Raw genomic sequence first — 19667 nt, 5'->3', positions numbered from 1 at the left:
GACCTTTGGTTACAGGCAGTTAGTTACGTCGGAGGGCTTACTTATGTCGATTAAGAAGCTCGATGATGGTCGTTATGAAGTGGACATTAGGCCGCAGGGTTCCGAGGGAAAGCGAATTCGGCGCAGATTTAATACGAAGGGCGAGGCTCAAGTTTTTGAGCGCCATATTCTTGTTAATTACCATGATAAAGATTGGCTTGAAAAACCAGCAGACCGCAGAAAACTCACTGAATTGCTGGGGTTGTGGTGGGTGTACCACGGCCAGAGCCATGTGCGGGGCGAAAAGGAGCGGGAACGACTGACTGCGATCATTAAGAATCTTAGTGAGCAGAATGTTATCAGGGCCGACCAACTGACCAGAAAGTCATTTATTGACTATCGCGTGCGCATGTTGAGCGCAGGGCTGAAACCGTCAAGTGTTAACCGGCATCAGGCCATTTTAAGGGGAATGTTTACCAAGTTAATTAATGCCGATGAATATCACAGCCCAAACCCATTCGAGGGCGTGAAGCCATTCAAAGAAGGTGAGACGGATATGTCCTTTTTATCGGATGAAGAGATAGAAAACCTCGTCGAACAATTGTCAGGGGATAACCGCAAAGCTGTGCTGCTGTGCCTTGCTACTGGCGGGCGATGGAGTGAAGTCGCGAATCTTAAATGTGAGCATATTATCGGTAATAAGGTAACATTCATGAAAACCAAAAATGGGAAGCGGCGAACGGTTCCAATATCAGATGAGTTAAAGTCATTTGTAAGGAATGGCAAGTCAGGCGCTCTGTTTTCTCCCAGTTATACAGCAGTCCGCTTTGCGCTAAAAACAGTGAAACCAGATTTACCGCCGGGTCAGGCAGTGCATGTTTTGCGGCATACGTTCGCGACGCATTTCATGATGAACGGAGGAAACATCATTACACTGCAACGGATTTTAGGGCATGCAACAATACAGCAAACAATGACCTATGCGCATTTTGCGCCGGACTTTTTACAGGACGCTGTGACGTACAATCCCATTGCGGGAATGTCCATAAAGTGTCCATAATTGTCCATTAACTGGCACTAATTAGGACTAGTTAGTGTGACTTTAAAAATATAACTCATTGTTTATTAATGACAACCCCTATCATTGCTGGGGTTGTCAAGATACTTGGTAGTCGCCTTTTTTTTACCCGCTAACCAAGAATTTATGCACAGATAGAAGCAGTGTATCAGGTTTGCGGTGTACCAAATTAATAAATACAGTGCTTAACGAAAGCGGTCACAATCTGGAGAGGAGAAGTACCAATGAAAGCCTATCAGCGCGAGTTTATCGAGTTTGCGCTTAACAAGCAGGTGTTGAAGTTTGGCGAATTTACCCTGAAGTCTGGGCGGATTAGCCCCTATTTCTTTAATGCAGGATTGTTTAATACCGGGCTTGATCTGGCAAAACTCGGGCGTTTTTATGCCGCGACATTAATGGATTGTGGCGTCGAGTTCGATCTCTTATTTGGGCCAGCATATAAAGGTATTCCTATTGCGACGACCACTGCTGTAGCGCTGGCTGAGCACCATAATCGTGATGTTCCTTATTGCTTCAATCGTAAAGAAGCAAAAGATCACGGTGAAGGCGGTAGCCTGGTAGGTAGCCCGTTACAAGGCCGAGTTATGCTGGTGGATGATGTGATAACCGCTGGTACTGCCATTCGTGAATCAATGGAGATTATTAATGCGCAGGGTGCGACTCTGGCTGGTGTGATGATTTCATTAGACCGTCAGGAACGTGGCCGTGGTGAGATATCTGCGATTCAGGAAGTGGAGCGTGATTATCAATGCAAAGTTATTGCGATTGTGACGCTCAATGATGTGATCAGTTATTTGCAAGAGAAACCAGAAATGGCCAATCATTTGGCAGCAGTTCGCCACTACCGCGAACAGTACGGCATTTAAGATTTCCTAAATCAAGAATACAAAAAAGGGCCATTTGGCCCTTTTTATATAATTCAAAAACTCAACTTAAATTGAATTTATTGGAGCTGAGCGACAATCAGAGGCCAGCGAGCATCAAATTCTTGCGTCGGTCGGTAGCGAAATTCCGAACGAACAAAACGTGAAAGCATCCCTTCACAAAACGCCAGCAGCTGCGTTGCCAGCAGGGCTTCATCATGGATAAAACCTTGCCCATCGCGCAGTTTTTTCTCACGCAGAACTTGGCGTAGCTGTACTTCAATTCGTTCAAACAACTGATTAATACGCCCTTGCAAGCGATCTTGCTCGAACATTAATGCATGCCCGGTCATAATGCGAGTCAGCCCAGGATTGCGTTCTGCAAACCCCAATATCAGTAGCAGGATCAGTCGGAGTCGGCTAAACGTCTCTTTTTCATCTTGCAGAATCAAATTGATGCGGGACATCAGACTGTCTTCAATAAACTCGATCAGGCTATCAAACATCCGCGTTTTACTAGGGAAATGACGATAAAGCGCTGCTTCCGAAACCCCTACATTTGCGGCGAGTTTGGCGGTAGTAATGCGTTGGCTGCCGTCGCTGGATTCCAGCATTTGCGCTAAAGCCTGCAAAATTTCCTCGCGCCTATTCCTTTTCGTATTTTCTTTTTCTGCCATGTCCGAGTAGACCCTTGCTAAAAATGACTTAATAACAAAAACCCAAATACCGGCCGCACTGAGGCTTGGCCCCGGCGGCTTATGTGATAGCTTTTTTACGGTATTGGGGTCTAGGGTAGGTTATTGGCGCCCAGAATGACCAAAACCACCGGTACCACGTTCACTAAGATCGAAATCTTCAACCAGATTGAATTCTGCTTGTACAACAGGAACAAACACCATTTGTGCGATACGCTCGCCAGGTTCGATAGTGAAAGGCTGTTGACCACGGTTCCAGACGGACACCATCAACTGGCCTTGATAATCAGAATCAATCAGCCCGACTAGATTACCTAATACCACACCGTGTTTATGCCCGAGCCCTGAACGCGGCAAAATAACAGCAGCCAGTGAGCTATCGCCGATATGTATCGCCAAGCCTGTCGGTAATAATGTTGTTTGCCCTGGAAGTAAATCCACGGATTCACTTAGACAGGCACGTAAATCCAGGCCGGCCGAGCCTTCTGTTGCATAAGTTGGTAAGGGAAATTCATTGCCAACACGTGGGTCCAGAATTTTAATGTCGATTTTTTTCATCATAACGGCTGACAATCTCGTCTATTAAATGCTGACTGAGGAGGTGCTTATCGCTAAGCGGTAAACGTTTCTCGCCAGTCGGCCAAAAAAGGTGCAAGGCATTAGTATCACTGTTAAAACCATGCTCTGCGAGCGATACATCATTAGCGCAAATAAGGTCTAGATTCTTCCGCGCTAGTTTTTGTCGCGCGTATTCTTCCACATTCTGGGTTTCGGCAGCAAATCCAACAACAAATGGACGTTTTTTAGCCATCGAAGCAACCCCAGCGACAATATCTGGATTTTTCACCAACTTAAGGGTGATCTCATCGCCCTGTTTTTTTATTTTCTCGTCAGAAACCTGCTCGGCACGGTAATCCGCTACCGCAGCACAAGAAATAAAAATATTCTGCTGTGCTGCTAAATTCTGAACTATTTGCTGCATTTCTAGCGCACTGACAACATCAATACGATCCACTCCGGCTGGCGTGGTGAGCGTCACTGGCCCAGCAACCAGAGTAACTTTTGCCCCTCTGGCAGCGGCCGCTTGAGCGATAGCGAAGCCCATTTTGCCCGAACTTTGATTGCTGATAAAGCGCACTGGGTCAAGTGCCTCACGCGTCGGCCCAGCGGTAATCATGACACTCAAATGTTGCAAGTCTTGTTTTGCAGAAAAATGATCATGTGCCAGCGCGACAATTTCCAGTGGGTCTAGCATTCTACCTGGTCCAACATCACCACAAGCCTGACTGCCGCTGTCTGGCCCCCACAACAGCATGCCACGACTGGCGAGCGTCTGTAGGTTTGCCTGGGTAGCTGGTGCACGATACATCTGCTGATTCATGGCGGGCACCGCTGCAATAGGAGCTGCAGTTGCCAGGCAAACGGTAGTCAGCAAATCATTTGCCATACCAGTGGCTACTCTGGCCAGTAAATCAGCGGTAGCCGGAGCCATGATGACTAAATCAGCCCATTTACCTAGCTCAATATGACCCATTGCCGCTTCTGCTGCGGGGTCGAGTAAATCATCAGAGACGGAGTAGCCCGAGACTGCTTGCAACGTGAGTGGCGTAATGAACGCTTTTGCCGCGTGAGTCATCACCACGCGCACCTCTGCGCCCCTGTCGCGCAAGCGGCGTACCAGCTCAGGAGATTTATACGCGGCGATACCTCCGCTAATCCCGAGCACAATATGTTTGCCGGAGAGTCCCGTCATCATGATTGTCCGAATGAAAGCTGTAAGAGGCAATATTTTAGCATAACCATTGAGTAGATTAGCTATCAGGACGTTCCCTGATGCCATCAATCGCTAATTTTGCGAGACGTTACGCATGTGGCTCACGGCGACTTAGTCGAGTAAAACATCTTATGGCATGCTGCCCACGCGGTTTAGGGATAACGGGGGGCCAGGTATGGAAGAGTGGTATGGGCAGGTTGCCCCAAGGGAGAAATTACTTAAATATGGTGCTGCGGTACTGACGGATGCCGAGTTACTCGCTATTTTTCTGCGTACAGGTATTCCGGGAATGCATGTCATGCAGATGGCTGAGTACTTGATTGAAGAATTCGGTTCACTTTATGGGCTGATATCTGCGGATTATCAGGCGTTATGTGCTAAAAAAGGGATTGGTGTTTCGAAATATAGCCAGATTCAGGCCATTGCAGAACTGGCTGGCCGCTGTTTTTCATCCCACTTGATGCAGGAAAGTGTCCTGCAAAATCCCGAGATAACCCAAAAGTTTCTACAAAATATTCTTTCCCATCGCGAACGAGAGATTTTTTTAGTGATGTTTTTGGATAACCAGCATCGTGTTATTCGCCATGAGGAGATGTTTACTGGTACCATCAGTAGCGTTGAGATTCATCCGAGGGAAATTGTGCGTGAAGCGCTTAAGGTTAATGCCGCCGCGCTGATTCTAGCGCATAATCACCCTTCGGGTAAGGCTGAACCGAGCCAAGCCGACCGTTTGATGACCACGCAGGTGATAAAAGCCTGTTCATTATTAGATATTCGAGTGCTCGATCATTTAGTGGTTGGCCGAGGTGAATGTGTCTCATTTGCTGAACGGGGATGGCTTTAGAGCAATAATAATTGATCCTTTCTGGATCTTTAGCTGTTCGGGACTTGAGCACTTACGCTTCAGAGCGTATACTACGCCACCTTTGAGAATCTTGGGTTTGGCGTGAAGAGCCTATCTCAGCAGGTTTATAACCTGGTGACAGGGGTTTCTGACCTGATGACAGTGAGTCTTCTCAGTGAATTTGCTGAGATGGGCTCTAAAGCCTGACGAGGCGGCCAAATCCTATACGAAGCTCGAGCTGATTTGATTTTTGGAGAATAGACATGTCCCGAGTCTGCCAAGTTACTGGCAAGCGCCCGGTGAGCGGTAACAACCGTTCCCACGCAATGAACGCGACCAAACGCCGTTTTCTGCCGAACCTTCACTCTCACCGTTTTTGGGTTGAGGGCGAGAAGCGCTTTGTAACTCTGCGTGTATCTGCTAAAGGTATGCGTGTTATTGATAAGAAGGGTATCGAAACGGTCTTGGCCGAAATTCGCGCCCGCGGTGAGAAGTATTAAGGAACTGAATCATGGCTAAAGGTGTTCGCGAGAAGATCAAGCTAGTTTCTTCTGCTGGTACTGGTCACTTCTATACCACTACGAAGAACAAGCGTACTAAGCCGGAAAAATTGGAACTGAAGAAATTCGATCCAGTTGTCCGTCAACACGTGATCTACAAAGAAGCTAAAATTAAATAATTTTAATTTTGGTGGATTAAGAAAACCCGGCCTCGGCCGGGTTTTTTATTATATAAAGTCCAGTGAGAGACGTTTAGGGAGGTTGCATGCCGGAATTACCAGAAGTTGAGACCAGCCGACGCGGGATCGAACCTTATCTTGTCGGTCAAACTATTCTTTACGCCGTGGTTAGAAATGCCCGCTTACGCTGGCCGGTTTCTGATGAAATCCTCGCACTCAGTGATCAGCCGGTGTTAAGTGTTCAACGTAGAGCGAAATATTTACTGATAGAGCTGAAGACTGGCTGGATTATCGTACATCTGGGGATGTCAGGTAGCCTGCGCATCTTGCCAGAAGAAACCGAAGCGGAAAAACACGATCACGTCGATTTGGTTATCAGTAATGGTAAAATACTGCGGTATACCGATCCGCGTCGCTTTGGTGCCTGGTTATGGGCAAAAGATCTTGAAACCAGCAATGTATTATCTCATTTAGGGCCAGAACCCTTAAGTGATGAGTTTACTGCTGAATATCTGTTTGAAATGTCACGCAATAAACGCACTGTAGTTAAGCAATGGCTAATGGATAACAAAGTCGTGGTCGGAGTTGGTAACATCTATGCCAGTGAGTCGCTATTCACGGCGGGTATTCTGCCGGAACGTGCAGCCGGGTCATTAACCGAAACCGAGATAACGCAGCTGGTGGCAACAATCAAAGCCGTGTTATTGCATTCCATTGAGCAGGGGGGCACCACATTGCGCGATTTTTTACAATCAGATGGCAAACCGGGTTATTTCGCGCAAGAATTACAGGTATACGGGCGGGCAGGCGAATTATGTCGACGCTGTGGCAATGTGATTGAAATTGCAAAACATGGACAGCGCAGCACCTTTTTTTGTCGCCACTGCCAGCATTAGTTCTATTTAGCTAGTTTTGTCATCAATGCTTTGGTGACCGGTGTAGGAAGAAATGGCGTGATGTCGCCACCGTGGCGCGCCACTTCTTTCACCAATGAAGAAGAGATAAACGACCATTTTTCTGATGGCATCAGGAAGACACTTTCCAGTTTTGGCATTAGGTGACGGTTCATATTTGCCAGTTGCCATTCATACTCGAAATCAGAGACCGAGCGTAAACCTCGCACTAAAATATTCGCATCATGTTTTTTGGCAAACTCAGCCATCAGCTCACTAAACCCCAGAACTTCCACATTCTTCAGTGATGCCGTGACTTGCTTTGCTAATGCGACCCGCTCGGCCAAAGTAAACATCGGTTTCTTGCTGGAGCTATCTGCAATTGCCAGGATCACATGGCTAAACATTTTTGAGGCGCGGGTGAGCAAGTCCAAATGCCCATTGGTAATAGGATCAAATGTCCCCGGATAGATGGCTTTAGTGATCATGAATTCTCACTTTTCTGATATTGATGGCTCAGTGCCCACAGAGCTGCATATTTATTAAAGGTATATTGCGCGTTGACTACCGCTAGCAATAGCCCTTGTTTCCCATCGAGGAAGCCGGCACGTAATAGCCATGTCTTACAGAATGCCCCGAGAGTATGGCTGATAATCGCAAAATAACTGCAACTTTTACCTTGTTGATAACGTTGATTTGCCCAAGCCTGAGCATAGTTGAGTTGTTTTCGTTGAAAGGCAAAAAAGTCACGACAGGTGAGATGCAGCAAATCACCCGCGAGTGGAATGACTTTTGCAGAACCGCTATCAAGTGATTCATGGACTAAATCATCGTTGTAACGGTATTTCTCACGTGGATATAGCCGAGTGACTTTGTCGGGATACCAGCCGCTATGTCGCATAAAACGGCCTAAAAACAGGTTGCGCCTGGCGCAGCTATAAACCGCACCTTCTTCTGGTGCCAATAACACAGTTTCGATCGCACTTTTAAGCTCTGGCGTTACACGCTCATCAGCATCCAGCATCAAAATATAATCGCCAGTCGCATATTGCTGGGCTAATTGCCGTTGCTTACCGTAACCGGGCCATTCTGTGTTGCTGTAAACTTTTGCACCATATTGTTCAGCCAGTGCGACGGTTTCATCTTTACTTCCTGAATCCAATACCACTATTTCATCAGCCCAAGTAACTGATGCCAAGCAATCTGCCAGCAGTGAGGCTTCATTTTTAACAATCATCACCACCGACAGGCGTTTTTTGGCACTCATTTAGTGGCTCCGTTGCGGTAGATAAGGCTCCAGCAAGTGCAATAATCGTTGCAGCGCGCCCTGGTTTTCATGCAATACATCAACTGCATGGCGACCATAGTAGAGGCGACAATCTTCATCCGTGAGTAACAGAGAGATTTCTTTCACCAGCGACAGGGTATCGGTTACCGTAATCAACCCTTCAGCTTGTTCCAGCTTGGCACAGATATCTTTAAAGTTAAACGTATGTGGCCCCATCAATACTGGGATGGCATGCGCCGCCGCTTCCAATGGATTATGGCCGCCACGCTCAACCAAGCTGCCGCCAACAAAAGCTAAATCAGCAATACCGTATAGCAGCATTAGCTCGCCCATAGTATCGCCTATTACCACTTGTGTGCTGCTTGAAGGCACTTCGCCTTTGCTGCGTAATGTGTAACTCAGCCCTGCTTTTTGTGTTAATTCAATCGCTTTTGGGAAGCGTTCTGGGTGACGTGGCACCAGAATAAGCAGCAATGTCGGGAACTGCTGTAATAATTGGCGATGGGCTTCCAGCAAGATAGTTTCTTCGCCGTCGTGGGTACTGGTCGCGATCCAAACCGGGCGATGTGGGGCCCACTGGCGGCGTAATGTGACGGCCCTGGCGGCTAACTCAGGTGTTACAGAGATATCGAACTTCAGACTACCGGTCACCGTCAGTTGTGAACGCCTTAGGCCCAATTCAATGAAACGGTCGCCATCTTCTTGATTTTGTGCGGCAATCAGCGTGATCCGTTGCAGCATATTACGGATGAAGCTACCGATCTTTTTATAGCCAGCAGCGGAGCGGGCAGAAAGGCGTGCATTGGCAATCACTAAAGGTATTTTGCGACGGTGCAGTGCATTAATAAGGTTTGGCCACAATTCAGTTTCCATGATGATGACCAGTTTAGGATTAACCTGATCAAGAAAACGGTTCACGGAGCCAGGAAGGTCGTAGGGTAGATAAACGTGGTGAACATCTTTGCCAAAAGCGGACTGAACACGCTCAGAACCGGTGGGGGTCATGGTAGTCACGGTAATGGGCAAGTATGGATAGCGATGGCGTAATGCTCTGACTAATGGGATAGCAGCCAGTGTTTCACCAACTGAAACTGAATGCAGCATGATACCGCCAGCAACAACTTTACCGGCACAAAAACCATAACGTTCCCCCCAGCGCTTGCGATAAGCGGGAGCTTTACGGCTACGTAATAGTAATCGCAGCCAAATCAGAGGTTGAATAAGGTAGAGTAGTACCTGATATAAACGCAGCAACATTCTATCAATTTCATTTATATGGATTATTAAGAATAATACCATATTTGAGCAAGAAAGGCTCTTTTCCACTGGGGCTGCTCGATAACCAGAGCAGGGTAAGGGTATTTATAAAAAAGAATATAAAATTTCAACGAATGACGGGGATAGAATTGATTTTTCTTGTCTAAAGATGAGAATAGTTTTCATTATCCACATAAAACGATAATTGTGCAGCTGTACATATCTTCAACTTATTCAATAGTGATATTTTTAGCGGGTAATTATTTTTTAATCAGCGGTTTATCGCGTGTTCATAAAGTTTAAGTTTTATCGGGTTGTATTGAGTAATTAATTAAATACGTAGAGAAAATTATGAGGTGTTATTAGCCAAAAGTGGCTTAATAGACTCGCTTAATAGCTAATGTAATATATTAGCGTTACTTAACCATTTGAATACCGAGACCAATCGGCTTAGATAATTATCAGAGCCGATTGTTATTATACAATTAATGTTTATTAACGGACTTTCTAAGCAGCCATAATTTGGCGAGAAATAATAATCGCTTATGAAATCAATGTTTCCAATTGTGCCATAATGGTTTGAGCGGTAATGGTATCCATGCTTTTTTGCTCGGAAATCACCGCAATCTGATTTTTCCCGTAGCCGCCAATCAAACCAGGATCTGTTGGGCCGAACAGGGTAATGTTGGGGCGATCCAGTGCGGCGGTCAGATGGCTAAGACCGGTATCAACGGAAACCACCGCTTTTGCACCCGCAAGAACCTCTGCCACCTGCTGGAGACTGAGTTTAGGCAATACCTCAACATGAGGGAAATTCTCTGCCAGCCGCAAAGCGCGTTGATGCTCATGCTCTGCACCCCAGGGTAATTTAATTTTTAAACCTGTCGGTGCAACCAGCTCAATCAGTTTCCGCCAATGGCTCTCAGGCCAATGTTTACTGTCGCGAGTGGTCGCATGCAGGAAGACCAGATACTGACCAGCATCGTTGGGCAATTCGTTTAAAAAGCGTTGCGCAATAGCATAATCGCCAACACTTTCTGGTTTGTCATAGCTAAGACTTTTAGCAAACAATTGGCGTATGCGCTCAACGGCATGTTGTTTCGTATCAATATCATGGCGGCAGTTATAAAACCAACTGGCAAAGGGTTCACGGGCACTTTTGCAATCTGGGCCATGTCGAACCCCTTTGGCGATGCGGGTAATCAGTGCGGCACTCTTAATTAGCCCCTGAGCATCAATCACCACATCATAACTGCGCAGCTGCACAACACGTTTAAAATCACAGCGCTCTTGCCGGGTATCACTACCAAACCAATTTTTACGCCAACGGCGGATAGCTACCGGGATCACTTTATCCACCGCAGGATGCCAACCAGGGATTTGGCTGAAACCCTCTTCTACCACCCAATCAAAGCGAATACCGGGAATGGCATTCATGGCATCAGTCAGCGCGGGTAATGTATGTAAAACATCGCCCATTGATGAGGTTTTAACGATCAATACATGCATTAATCGCCCTCTTTCACAGAGCTAGATTGTGCTGAGAGTTGTTTCTCAAGGGCAGTCATCACTTGTTCGGGTTGGATATCAATCAAACTCTGATGATAACCTTGCGCGCTGTCGCCTTTGCGCACTTTGTGATAGCCGGTAATCAGGCGAATAACCGTGGCTTTGTCAGACAGAGGTGGCGTGAAATCTGGGCTGCTTGGGCCATATAAAGCCACTAATGGCTTATTTAATGCCGCTGCCACATGCATCAAACCTGAGTCATTACTGACCACAGCGTTACAGGCAGCAATCATTACCACGGCTTGATCCAATGATGTTTGGCCAGCGAAGTTGAGGCAATACTCGCGAGCGCTTTCATCCAGCGCCTGACGAATTTCTTCACCGGCTTCATTATCTTTGGCTGAGCCTAACAAGATAACTTGGTAGCCAGTATCAATCAGTTTCTGGGCCAACGCGGCATAGTGATAATGTGGCCAGCGTTTTGCCGGGCCAAACTCTGCTCCAGGGCAGAAACCAATAATTGGGCCGTTATCTGTCAGGTTGAATGACGCAGTAATTTCTGCAATTTCTTCATCCTGAACCTGCAATTGTGGCCATAGCAAAGGCTGAGGCAAATCATTGGCTGAGTGAATGCGCTCTTTATCATAGGCCAATGCAACATAGCGCTGAACCATCATCGGAAACGCTTGTTTATCCAGAATGCGCATGTCATTGAGCAAGAAGTAGCGCATCTCGCCACGCCAGCCAGTGCGCTGTTTAATCCCTGAAAAATAAGGTATCAAGGCAGATTTAAACGAGTTTGGTAACACGTAAGCGCGATCATAGCCTGTTTCGCGCAGGGCCAACCCTAAGCGGCGACGCTCCTCAAAAGCAAAAACCCCATGACCTAACGGCATCGGGACGGCATGGCGAACTTCCGGCATTCTGGCCAAAAGCGGACGGCACCACGCGGGTGCCATCACATCAATATCTGCTGCCGGATATTCGGCCTTCAGGGTGCGGTAAAGACTTTGCGACATCATCATATCGCCAACCCAAGAAGGGCCGATGACCAGTATTTTCATACCGTTTATCAATTCCTTGCAGCAAGTTATTTAGACTGAGCGATTGAGCCAGGTCAGGTATTCTTTGACGCCTTCGGCGACGGTTTTGAACGGCTTGTCGTAGCCGGCAGCACGCAAATTAGTGAGATCAGCTTGCGTGTATGCCTGATAGCGGCCTTTCAGTTTTTCAGGGAATTCAATGTATTCCACTGGCCCGCTTTGGTGGAAATCCACCACTGCATCGGCAACTGCCTGGAAAGATTCCGCACGACCTGTACCGCAGTTGAAAATACCGGATACACCGTTTTGCCAGAACCACAGATTCACGTCAGCAACATCGCCAACATAAATGAAGTCGCGTTTGAAGTTTTCACTGCCGGAGAATAATTTAGGGTTTTCGCCAGCATTGATCTGGTTATTCAGATGGAAAGCAACGCTCGCCATGCTGCCTTTATGGCCTTCACGTGGGCCATAAACGTTAAAATAACGGAACCCGCAAATCTGTGAATCAGCTTGTGGCAGAATTTCGCGCACATATTGATCGAACAGGAATTTGGAATAGCCATAAACATTAAGAGGTTGCTCGTACTGACGGTCTTCAATGAAGTTATCAGTTCGCCCGCCGTAGGTGGCAGCGGAAGAGGCATACAGGAATGGGATTCCACGATCGAGACAGAAATGCAGGATATCTTTAGAATACTGATAGTTGTTATCCATCATGTATTTGCCATCCCACTCAGTGGTGGAAGAACAGGCACCCTCGTGGAAAATCGCGTCGATATCACCCATATCATCACCTGCAACAATGCTGGCAACAAAATCTTCTTTATCCATGTAATCAGCGATATCCAGATCAACCAGATTGACGAATTTGGTGCCGTCTTTCAGGTTATCCACAACCAGAATATCTTTATAGCCGATATTATTCAGTGCCTTAACGATGTTGCTGCCAATGAAACCGGCGCCGCCAGTGACGATAATCATCAGGTTCACCCTTGCTAATCTTCTTGGTCGGGCACAATGCCCCACGCTCTATTTGCCGTTATCATAACATTTCATAGGATAGCGCACAGCCGGAAGGGGCTAATCTCTCTGTTTCTCTGCCGCATTCGGAATGTTCACCGTGATATGTGCTGCATTTTTTATAATATAAGATAAGGTTTCTCGTCAGTTCACCCTTCAGGCAGTAAAATGTACGGTGAAACTGCCCATTCTGGAGATAACCGCATGTCCCTGCCTTTTGATAGAAACGCCTTTTATCAGCAATTAGAACAACAACTCAAAACGACCCGTGCTGAAGGGCTGTATAAAAATGAGCGGATCATCACTTCCGCTCAGCAAGCAGATATTGCTGTGGCGGATGGTCGCCATGTCATTAATTTCTGTGCCAACAACTATTTAGGTTTGGCAAACCATCCTCGCCTGATCGCAGCGGCCAAAAAAGGCATGGACACTCATGGCTTTGGTATGGCCTCGGTGCGGTTTATCTGTGGTACTCAAGATACTCATAAAGAGCTGGAACAGAAGCTGGCCAGTTTCCTGGGAATGGATGACGCAATCCTTTATTCATCTTGTTTTGATGCTAACGGCGGTTTGTTTGAAACCCTGCTTGGGCCAGAGGATGCGATTATTTCTGATGCGCTAAATCATGCTTCAATCATTGATGGAGTGCGGCTATGTAAAGCCAAGCGTTATCGCTATGCCAATAATGATATGAGCGAATTGAAAGCACAGCTGGAACAAGCCAAAGCAGATGGCGCACGCCATATTATGATTGCAACTGACGGTGTGTTTTCTATGGATGGTGTGATTGCCAACCTGAAAGGTGTTTGTGATCTGGCTGATGAGTATCAGGCATTAGTGATGGTCGATGACTCTCATGCCGTTGGCTTTGTTGGTGCGAATGGTCGTGGTACTCATGAATACTGCGAAGTGATGGATCGCGTTGATATTATCACTGGCACCTTGGGCAAAGCGCTGGGTGGGGCATCAGGTGGTTATACTGCCGGTCGCAAAGAAGTGGTTGAGTGGTTGCGCCAGCGTTCACGACCGTATTTGTTCTCAAACTCATTAGCACCAGCAATTGTAGCGGCTTCTATTGAAGTGTTATCGCTTTTGGAAGACGGTGCTGAACTGCGCGATCGCTTGTGGTCAAATGCGCGTTTATTCCGCGAGAAAATGAGTGCCGCCGGTTTCACCTTAGCTGGTGCCGATCACGCCATTATTCCCGTCATGCTCGGTGACGCGACATTGGCGCAAGAATTTGCCAATGCATTGCTGAAAGAGGGTATTTACGTTACAGGCTTCTTCTATCCGGTGGTGCCGAAAGGTCAGGCGCGGATCCGTACCCAGATGTCAGCAGACCATACGCCAGAGCAGGTTGAGCGGGCTGTTGAAGCCTTCATCCGTATTGGCAAACAGCTTAACGTTATTGCGTAAGGAATACTCATGAAAGCATCATCTATGAAAGCGTTGGCTAAACTGAAGGCAGAAGAAGGTATTTGGATGACCAACGTGCCGCAGCCGGAGCTGGGCCACAACGACATCATGATCAAAATTCGCAAAACTGCTATTTGTGGTACTGATGTGCATATTTATAACTGGGATGAATGGTCACAAAAAACTATTCCTGTTCCGATGGTCGTCGGTCACGAATATGTCGGTGAAGTTGTGGCTATCGGTCAGGAAGTTAAAGGTTTTAATATTGGTGACCGGGTGTCTGGCGAAGGTCATATTACCTGTGGGCATTGCCGTAACTGTCGCGGCGGCCGTACCCATCTCTGCCGCAATACCGTGGGTGTCGGTGTGAATCGTCCGGGTTCTTTTGCAGAATATCTGGTGATTCCGGCCTTTAATGCCTTCAAAATTCCTGACAATATTTCTGATGAACTCGCTGCCATTTTTGATCCCTTCGGTAATGCAGTACACACCGCGTTATCCTTTGATTTAGTTGGGGAAGATGTGCTTGTTTCCGGCGCAGGCCCGATTGGTATCATGGCTGCTGCGGTGTGTAAGCATGTCGGCGCTCGCCATGTTGTCATCACTGATGTGAATGAGTACCGTCTGGATCTGGCGCGGAAAATGGGTGTGACTCGCGCGGTTAACGTCAACAAAGAAAACCTGAATGATGTGATGGCAGAACTGGGGATGACTGAAGGGTTTGATGTCGGTTTGGAAATGTCTGGTGCGCCGCCAGCATTCCGTGCATTGCTTAATTCAATGAATCACGGTGGCCGTATTGCAATGCTGGGGATACCGCCATCTGATATGTCTATCGACTGGAATCAGGTGATTTTTAAGGGGCTGTTTATCAAAGGAATTTATGGCCGAGAGATGTTTGAAACCTGGTACAAAATGGCCGCATTGATTCAATCTGGTTTGGATTTAACCCCGATTATCACCCATCGTTTCTCCATCGATGAGTTCCAGCAGGGCTTTGACGCCATGCGTTCGGGTAAGTCAGGTAAGGTAATATTAAACTGGGATTAAAATACCCTTCGGCCTTGAAGTTGCTGGGGTGTTGGCTGTGCGCACTCACCCGAATCACTTACTGATTTTGACCTTAAAATAAGTAAGCTCATCGGGATGAGTTTGCTGGCCGCCTACCTGCAACTCCAATGACTTTGGGTATTGCCTTTTCTCCCTTGAAGTTGCAAGGATGAAAGCGGGGCAGTCAGGTGATGACTGCCCCATTTTACTGATTGTTAGCTTTAGATTCATCGACTGTCGATTTCTCAACCGGAGTCACGGGTACCGCTGGCGGGAAATATTGCTGCCAATGTTTCTGCACAAATGTCACTGCCGGGCTTTGCATCAAGCTCTCACCTAAAACAATAAACATCTTATCGGCGTAGATTTTCTCTGGAGCATAGCTAGCTTTCGCGTTGCATTGCTTGATAGCTTTCAAACGCTGGCCTTTGGCCGGGTCGCGTGGTTTTGATTTGTCCGGAGAAACAGTGCTGCTGCCACTTTTATTATGTTCAGTAATATTGTGTACCGGTTCATTTAGCAGAGCACTTGCTTTAACCAATACAATATCCGCAGGTAATTGAGGCAACATCTGTTGCAGCACTTTAATGGTGGCCGGATGCGGGTGTCCAATCGCAATAGCTGAGCCATTTCGGCGCGCCAGTTCTACTGCGCGGTTAAATTGTTGGCGGATCGCGGCTTCATTTTGTGAGTCATCCAAAAAGACTTTGCGCTTAATCACTTTGACACCAGTGCCTTCTGCAGCGCGGCTGGCTTGACTATTGCCTATGGTCACACTGTCGAGGAAATAGAGTTGATAGTGCTCCAGTGCCTGCATGACTTTCTGCATGCCCGGTAAGCTGGAGGTCATAGCGCTGCCCATGTGGTTATTCATGCCGGTAGCGTAAGGGACGTTATTAACCGCTTGGCGAATGATACGCTGGATCTCTTCGGTACTCATTGATGGCTGTAATGTATCGCGTTCTAGCGGTTGTTTACTCAGCGGTGCCATCGGCAGGTGGATCAGGATTTCTCGCCCTTGATTATGGGCTTTGATAGCCATCTCTTTGGCATAGGGGGCATTAGGTAATATAGCCACCGAAATAGGCAGTGGCATCTGTAACACCTTGTTTTCGTTCTGCGGGCGATAACCAAAGTCATCAATAACAATGGAAAGTTTACCTGCCAGTGAGGTGTTAGCGATGAGTAGTGTGCTTACGATGATTAACCGGTGTGTATTGAAATGGCGCAATAGGTGTTCCCTAATGTTGTTCTCTATCTTCCTAACCAAGGTTGTGGGTTAACAGCTTGCCCCTGACGGCGAATTTCGAAATAGAGTGATGGCTCACCCTGACCGCCACTGGTGCCGACCAGTGCTATCGGCTGGCCTGCTTTCACCTGAGCGCCAACATTCACCAGCGCGCTTTGGTTATAACCATATAAACTCATATCACCTTTGCCGTGCTCAACCACTACGACCAGGCCATACCCCTGCAACCAGTCTGCCAGTAGCACCCGGCCATCCGCAATCGCTTTGACTTCGCTTCCTTCCGGCGCGGAAATGACCATACCTTTCCAGCGGAGTTCACCTTGCAAGGCTTCGCCGAAGCGATGGGTTACGTTACCCCTAACGGGCCAGACAGCTTGACCACCTGGACGCCCCAAGCCACCGGTTCGCGCCATTAATGAGCGCTCACTTTCACTAGGTTTGTAACTGGAACCGGTTTTCTTGGCTTGCTGCTCTTTGGCTTTAACTTGTTCGCGAACACGGGCCGCTTCTTTCGCTTCCCGCTCTGCACGTGCTTTGGCTTCACGTTCGGCTTTGGCTATTTGATCGCGCAAACGTGATTCGTTCAGTTTCAGCTCCGCCAGACCTTGTTGATCTTTTTCCAGCGAGGCTTCCAACGAAGTGAGGGTTTTCTTGCGTGCAGTTCGAGCTTCTTCCAACTTTTGCTGCTGAGCTTTCTGCTCATCCAATAAAACTTTTTGCTGGTTTTTCTTTTGCTCTAGCGTTTTTTTCTCAACAGATAAATCGGTACGGGTTTGTTTCAATTCCTCAATAGATTTTTGTCGAGCTTCATTGAGATAACTGAAATAGGCCAAAATACGCTCACTGCGTTGGCTCTCTTCACCACTTAAAATGAGTTGTAAACCGCTGTGCTGGCCTTGCTTGAAGGCTGCATCAAGTTGTTTTGATAGCAAGTTTTGCTGCTGAGATTGCTGCCTTTGCAGCTTACCAATTGAGGCGGTAAGGCTGGCAATATCTTTGTCTAGTTCAGTCAGGGTACCTTGGGTTTCGCGCAAGCTGCGACTGGCCTGAGCAATGGTGTTTTCCTGTTGTTTCAACTGATCGAGCAAGGCACTACGTTGCTGTTTTTGTTGCTGAACGCTTTTTTCTTTTTCAGCGATATCTTGCTGAATAGTTTTCAACTGGGTTTTGTTATCTGCTGTTTTTGCAGCAGGGGCATCAGCAGCATGGCTGGATAATGGCAACAACAATACGCCAGCGCAAAAAACGCTGGCGTACAGTGCTGACCACGGACGACGCATCAACTTATTCGGTAACGCAGACAAGTGCTCTGTATTGCCGGTGAGGGTATCTTCCGTAACCATTGATATTGCAAATGACGCCTTTTCCTTCATAACGAAGGATTATTCCACGATGAACAGCGGCTTACCAGTCATCTCTTGCGGGATTTCCATTTCCATCAGTGACAGCATGGTTGGAGCGATATCAGAAAGTTTGCCACCTTCGACTGCTTTCACTTCTTTATTACCGACATAAATCAGCGGAACAGGCAGGCTGGTATGGGCGGTGTGCGCCTGGCCGGTCGCCGGGTCACGCATTTGTTCAGCGTTGCCGTGGTCTGCGGTGATCAGTAATTGACCATCCACTGCTTTCACGGCAGCAACCACTTGTTCAATGCAATTATCCAGAGTTTCTACTGCTTTTACTGCGGCATCATAATCACCGGTATGGCCGACCATATCGCCATTCGGGTAGTTACAAATGATCACATCATATTTACCGCTGGCGATAGCCCCGACCAATTTCTCAGTCAGTTCTGCTGAACTCATTTCTGGTTGCAGGTCATAGGTTGCCACTTTCGGTGAGTTAATCAGAATGCGATCTTCACCTTTAAACGGCTCTTCAACGCCGCCGTTATAGAAGAAAGTGACGTGAGCATATTTTTCGGTTTCAGAAATGCGCAACTGTGTTTTGTCATGCTTCATCAGCCACTCACCAAAGGTATTCTCCAGTGAAGCTGGTGGATAGGCACAGGCAACTTTAATATCAGCAGCATACTCGGTCAGCATAATAAAATCGCCGAAGTTAACCACTTTATCGCGTTTGAAACCGTCAAAGTCCGCATTCACAAAGGTACGCGTGATTTGGCGGGCACGGTCAGCACGGAAGTTCATGAAAATCAACGCGTCACCATCGTTCATGGCTGCATCGGGTTCGCCTGCGGCCTGAATAACGGTTGGTTTGACGAATTCATCATTTTCATTGCGTGCATAGGCTGCTTGCAGGCCGACAACCGCGTTATCTGCGGTGAATTCGCCTTTTGCCTGAGTCAGCAAGTCGTAGGCCAGCTGTACACGATCCCAGCGGTTATCGCGATCCATGGCATAGTAGCGACCAATGATAGAAGCAATGCGGCCTTTACCCAGCGCTGCAAACTTTTCAGTGAATCGTTTCAGTGAAGGCTCAGCACTGCGCGGCGGGGTGTCACGGCCATCGAGGAATGCATGTAAGTAAATTGCTGTAGCACCACGTTTAGCCGCTAGTTCAACCATCGCTAAAATGTGGTCTTCATGACTATGCACACCACCGGCAGATAGCAGGCCCATGATATGGATAGCTTTGCCTGCTTTAACCGCTTTATCAACGGCGGCAGTCAGGGTTAGATTAGTGAAAAAATCACCATCTTTGATTTCTTTGTCGAGGCGGGTCAAATCCTGGTAAACAATACGACCCGCGCCCAGATTGACGTGACCCACTTCGGAGTTACCCATTTGCCCATCCGGCAAACCAACATCCAGACCTGAAGCGGCAATCAAGGTATGAGGCTGTTGCTGCCATAACTTGTCCATAACCGGTGTTTTAGCATTCAGAATAGCATTATCTTGCTGTTCTTCGCGGTGGCCATAGCCATCCAGAATTGTCAGAACCAGCGGTTTTTTAGTGCTCGACATTGCATAACCTCTTTCTTATTAGAAAGGCGGTAATTTACTACAAAACAGGTTAAAAATAGCCCAAAGAGATCAACATTGGTGTGGGGTTTTGCGTAAA

Annotated in this window: 20 protein-coding genes; 8 read left to right on the top strand and 12 right to left on the bottom strand. The window is 47.4% G+C overall.

What is annotated here, in order from left to right:
- Positions 1-43 precede the first annotated feature (43 nt).
- Complete coding sequence (locus tag ACF3VQ_RS20780; RefSeq protein ID WP_392432790.1) at positions 44-1039, top strand: tyrosine-type recombinase/integrase; 996 nt, start codon at positions 44-46, stop codon at positions 1037-1039.
- A 242-nt stretch (positions 1040-1281) separates the two neighbouring features.
- Positions 1282-1923, top strand: a complete 642-nt coding sequence (gene pyrE / locus ACF3VQ_RS20775; RefSeq protein ID WP_392432789.1) for an orotate phosphoribosyltransferase — start codon at positions 1282-1284, stop codon at positions 1921-1923.
- Positions 1924-2000: 77 nt separating this feature from the next.
- Here pyrE and slmA read toward each other — a convergent pair whose 3' ends face one another.
- The 3 genes from slmA to coaBC all read right to left on the bottom strand — a co-directional run bounded on the left by slmA (position 2001) and on the right by coaBC (position 4371).
- Positions 2001-2597, bottom strand: a complete 597-nt coding sequence (gene slmA, locus ACF3VQ_RS20770) for a nucleoid occlusion factor SlmA (protein ID WP_392432788.1) — start codon at positions 2595-2597, stop codon at positions 2001-2003.
- Between the two features lie 120 nt (positions 2598-2717).
- Entirely contained in the window at positions 2718-3176 is a 459-nt protein-coding gene (gene dut, locus ACF3VQ_RS20765) for a dUTP diphosphatase (protein WP_392432787.1), read from the bottom strand.
- Positions 3154-4371, bottom strand: coding sequence for a bifunctional phosphopantothenoylcysteine decarboxylase/phosphopantothenate--cysteine ligase CoaBC (gene coaBC / locus ACF3VQ_RS20760; protein WP_392432786.1), 1218 nt, complete (start codon positions 4369-4371; stop codon positions 3154-3156). The genes dut and coaBC overlap by 23 nt, the downstream gene beginning before the upstream one ends.
- A 193-nt stretch (positions 4372-4564) precedes the next feature.
- On the opposite strand from coaBC, the gene radC reads away from it, so the two are divergent.
- From radC to mutM, 4 genes are all read left to right on the top strand, one after another.
- Positions 4565-5233 carry a DNA repair protein RadC gene (radC, locus tag ACF3VQ_RS20755; RefSeq protein ID WP_019080310.1) on the top strand — a complete coding sequence of 223 codons (669 nt, stop codon included), beginning with the start codon at positions 4565-4567 and terminating at the stop codon, positions 5231-5233.
- A gap of 263 nt (positions 5234-5496) precedes the next feature.
- On the top strand, positions 5497-5733 hold the full coding sequence (gene rpmB, locus ACF3VQ_RS20750) for a 50S ribosomal protein L28 (protein ID WP_005164747.1): 237 nt from the start codon (positions 5497-5499) through the stop codon (positions 5731-5733).
- Positions 5734-5744: 11 nt separating this feature from the next.
- On the top strand, positions 5745-5912 hold the full coding sequence (rpmG, locus tag ACF3VQ_RS20745; RefSeq protein WP_004392084.1) for a 50S ribosomal protein L33: 168 nt from the start codon (positions 5745-5747) through the stop codon (positions 5910-5912).
- An 86-nt stretch (positions 5913-5998) separates the two neighbouring features.
- Positions 5999-6808, top strand: a complete 810-nt coding sequence (mutM, locus tag ACF3VQ_RS20740) for a bifunctional DNA-formamidopyrimidine glycosylase/DNA-(apurinic or apyrimidinic site) lyase (RefSeq protein ID WP_392432785.1) — start codon at positions 5999-6001, stop codon at positions 6806-6808.
- A 2-nt stretch (positions 6809-6810) separates the two neighbouring features.
- Here mutM and coaD read toward each other — a convergent pair whose 3' ends face one another.
- From coaD to rfaD, 6 genes are all read right to left on the bottom strand, one after another.
- Positions 6811-7293 (bottom strand): pantetheine-phosphate adenylyltransferase, encoded by a 483-nt coding sequence (gene coaD / locus ACF3VQ_RS20735; RefSeq protein WP_392432784.1) that lies wholly within the window; start codon positions 7291-7293, stop codon positions 6811-6813.
- Positions 7290-8072, bottom strand: a complete 783-nt coding sequence (locus tag ACF3VQ_RS20730) for a glycosyltransferase family 2 protein (RefSeq protein ID WP_392432783.1) — start codon at positions 8070-8072, stop codon at positions 7290-7292. Before ACF3VQ_RS20730 ends, coaD begins: the two co-directional genes overlap by 4 nt.
- Positions 8073-9350 carry a lipid IV(A) 3-deoxy-D-manno-octulosonic acid transferase gene (gene waaA, locus ACF3VQ_RS20725; protein ID WP_392432782.1) on the bottom strand — a complete coding sequence of 426 codons (1278 nt, stop codon included), beginning with the start codon at positions 9348-9350 and terminating at the stop codon, positions 8073-8075.
- A gap of 543 nt (positions 9351-9893) precedes the next feature.
- The gene (gene rfaC, locus ACF3VQ_RS20720) at positions 9894-10859 is read right to left on the bottom strand and encodes a lipopolysaccharide heptosyltransferase RfaC (RefSeq protein ID WP_392432781.1); all 966 of its coding nucleotides are present in this window, start codon (positions 10857-10859) and stop codon (positions 9894-9896) included.
- Positions 10859-11923 carry an ADP-heptose--LPS heptosyltransferase RfaF gene (gene rfaF / locus ACF3VQ_RS20715; protein ID WP_392432780.1) on the bottom strand — a complete coding sequence of 355 codons (1065 nt, stop codon included), beginning with the start codon at positions 11921-11923 and terminating at the stop codon, positions 10859-10861. Before rfaF ends, rfaC begins: the two co-directional genes overlap by 1 nt.
- 30 nt (positions 11924-11953) lie before the next feature.
- On the bottom strand, positions 11954-12886 hold the full coding sequence (rfaD, locus tag ACF3VQ_RS20710) for an ADP-glyceromanno-heptose 6-epimerase (protein WP_011815275.1): 933 nt from the start codon (positions 12884-12886) through the stop codon (positions 11954-11956).
- Positions 12887-13093: 207 nt separating this feature from the next.
- Here rfaD and kbl point away from each other — a divergent pair, with 207 nt between their 5' ends.
- Together kbl and tdh are read left to right on the top strand one after the other, a co-directional pair.
- Positions 13094-14341 (top strand): glycine C-acetyltransferase, encoded by a 1248-nt coding sequence (gene kbl / locus ACF3VQ_RS20705; protein ID WP_392432779.1) that lies wholly within the window; start codon positions 13094-13096, stop codon positions 14339-14341.
- 24 nt (positions 14342-14365) lie between these two features.
- Positions 14366-15391: an L-threonine 3-dehydrogenase gene (gene tdh / locus ACF3VQ_RS20700; protein ID WP_005175928.1), complete on the top strand. Its 1026-nt coding sequence runs from the start codon at positions 14366-14368 to the stop codon at positions 15389-15391.
- A gap of 205 nt (positions 15392-15596) precedes the next feature.
- Here tdh and ACF3VQ_RS20695 read toward each other — a convergent pair whose 3' ends face one another.
- The 3 genes from ACF3VQ_RS20695 to gpmM are packed head-to-tail and all read right to left on the bottom strand — an operon-like array spanning position 15597 to position 19570.
- Positions 15597-16622, bottom strand: coding sequence for a divergent polysaccharide deacetylase family protein (locus ACF3VQ_RS20695; RefSeq protein ID WP_392432778.1), 1026 nt, complete (start codon positions 16620-16622; stop codon positions 15597-15599).
- 23 nt (positions 16623-16645) lie between these two features.
- The gene (envC, locus tag ACF3VQ_RS20690) at positions 16646-18013 is read right to left on the bottom strand and encodes a murein hydrolase activator EnvC (protein WP_392432777.1); all 1368 of its coding nucleotides are present in this window, start codon (positions 18011-18013) and stop codon (positions 16646-16648) included.
- Positions 18014-18022: 9 nt separating this feature from the next.
- A complete protein-coding gene (gene gpmM / locus ACF3VQ_RS20685; protein WP_392432776.1) occupies positions 18023-19570 on the bottom strand; it encodes a 2,3-bisphosphoglycerate-independent phosphoglycerate mutase in 1548 nt (515 codons plus the stop codon).
- Between the last annotated feature and the right edge of the window lie 97 nt (positions 19571-19667).

The organism is Yersinia fenwicki, from assembly GCF_043099325.1.
In the GTDB taxonomy this organism is placed as follows: domain Bacteria; phylum Pseudomonadota; class Gammaproteobacteria; order Enterobacterales; family Enterobacteriaceae; genus Yersinia.
The sequence above is the reverse complement of the archived record's forward strand: the minus strand, read 5'-3'. Positions and strand labels throughout refer to the sequence as shown.

What these genes read in the sequence shown, in the direction of transcription:
- ACF3VQ_RS20780 (WP_392432790.1), top strand. Translation starts at nt 44, where the DNA reads ATGTCGATTAAGAAGCTCGATGATGGTCGTTATGAAGTGGACATTAGG.
- pyrE (WP_392432789.1), top strand. Translation starts at nt 1,282, where the DNA reads ATGAAAGCCTATCAGCGCGAGTTTATCGAGTTTGCGCTTAACAAGCAG.
- slmA (WP_392432788.1), bottom strand. Translation starts at nt 2,597, where the DNA reads ATGGCAGAAAAAGAAAATACGAAAAGGAATAGGCGCGAGGAAATTTTG.
- dut (WP_392432787.1), bottom strand. Translation starts at nt 3,176, where the DNA reads ATGATGAAAAAAATCGACATTAAAATTCTGGACCCACGTGTTGGCAAT.
- coaBC (WP_392432786.1), bottom strand. Translation starts at nt 4,371, where the DNA reads ATGATGACGGGACTCTCCGGCAAACATATTGTGCTCGGGATTAGCGGA.
- radC (WP_019080310.1), top strand. Translation starts at nt 4,565, where the DNA reads ATGGAAGAGTGGTATGGGCAGGTTGCCCCAAGGGAGAAATTACTTAAA.
- rpmB (WP_005164747.1), top strand. Translation starts at nt 5,497, where the DNA reads ATGTCCCGAGTCTGCCAAGTTACTGGCAAGCGCCCGGTGAGCGGTAAC.
- rpmG (WP_004392084.1), top strand. Translation starts at nt 5,745, where the DNA reads ATGGCTAAAGGTGTTCGCGAGAAGATCAAGCTAGTTTCTTCTGCTGGT.
- mutM (WP_392432785.1), top strand. Translation starts at nt 5,999, where the DNA reads ATGCCGGAATTACCAGAAGTTGAGACCAGCCGACGCGGGATCGAACCT.
- coaD (WP_392432784.1), bottom strand. Translation starts at nt 7,293, where the DNA reads ATGATCACTAAAGCCATCTATCCGGGGACATTTGATCCTATTACCAAT.
- ACF3VQ_RS20730 (WP_392432783.1), bottom strand. Translation starts at nt 8,072, where the DNA reads ATGAGTGCCAAAAAACGCCTGTCGGTGGTGATGATTGTTAAAAATGAA.
- waaA (WP_392432782.1), bottom strand. Translation starts at nt 9,350, where the DNA reads ATGTTGCTGCGTTTATATCAGGTACTACTCTACCTTATTCAACCTCTG.
- rfaC (WP_392432781.1), bottom strand. Translation starts at nt 10,859, where the DNA reads ATGCATGTATTGATCGTTAAAACCTCATCAATGGGCGATGTTTTACAT.
- rfaF (WP_392432780.1), bottom strand. Translation starts at nt 11,923, where the DNA reads ATGAAAATACTGGTCATCGGCCCTTCTTGGGTTGGCGATATGATGATG.
- rfaD (WP_011815275.1), bottom strand. Translation starts at nt 12,886, where the DNA reads ATGATTATCGTCACTGGCGGCGCCGGTTTCATTGGCAGCAACATCGTT.
- kbl (WP_392432779.1), top strand. Translation starts at nt 13,094, where the DNA reads ATGTACGGTGAAACTGCCCATTCTGGAGATAACCGCATGTCCCTGCCT.
- tdh (WP_005175928.1), top strand. Translation starts at nt 14,366, where the DNA reads ATGAAAGCGTTGGCTAAACTGAAGGCAGAAGAAGGTATTTGGATGACC.
- envC (WP_392432777.1), bottom strand. Translation starts at nt 18,013, where the DNA reads ATGAAGGAAAAGGCGTCATTTGCAATATCAATGGTTACGGAAGATACC.
- gpmM (WP_392432776.1), bottom strand. Translation starts at nt 19,570, where the DNA reads ATGTCGAGCACTAAAAAACCGCTGGTTCTGACAATTCTGGATGGCTAT.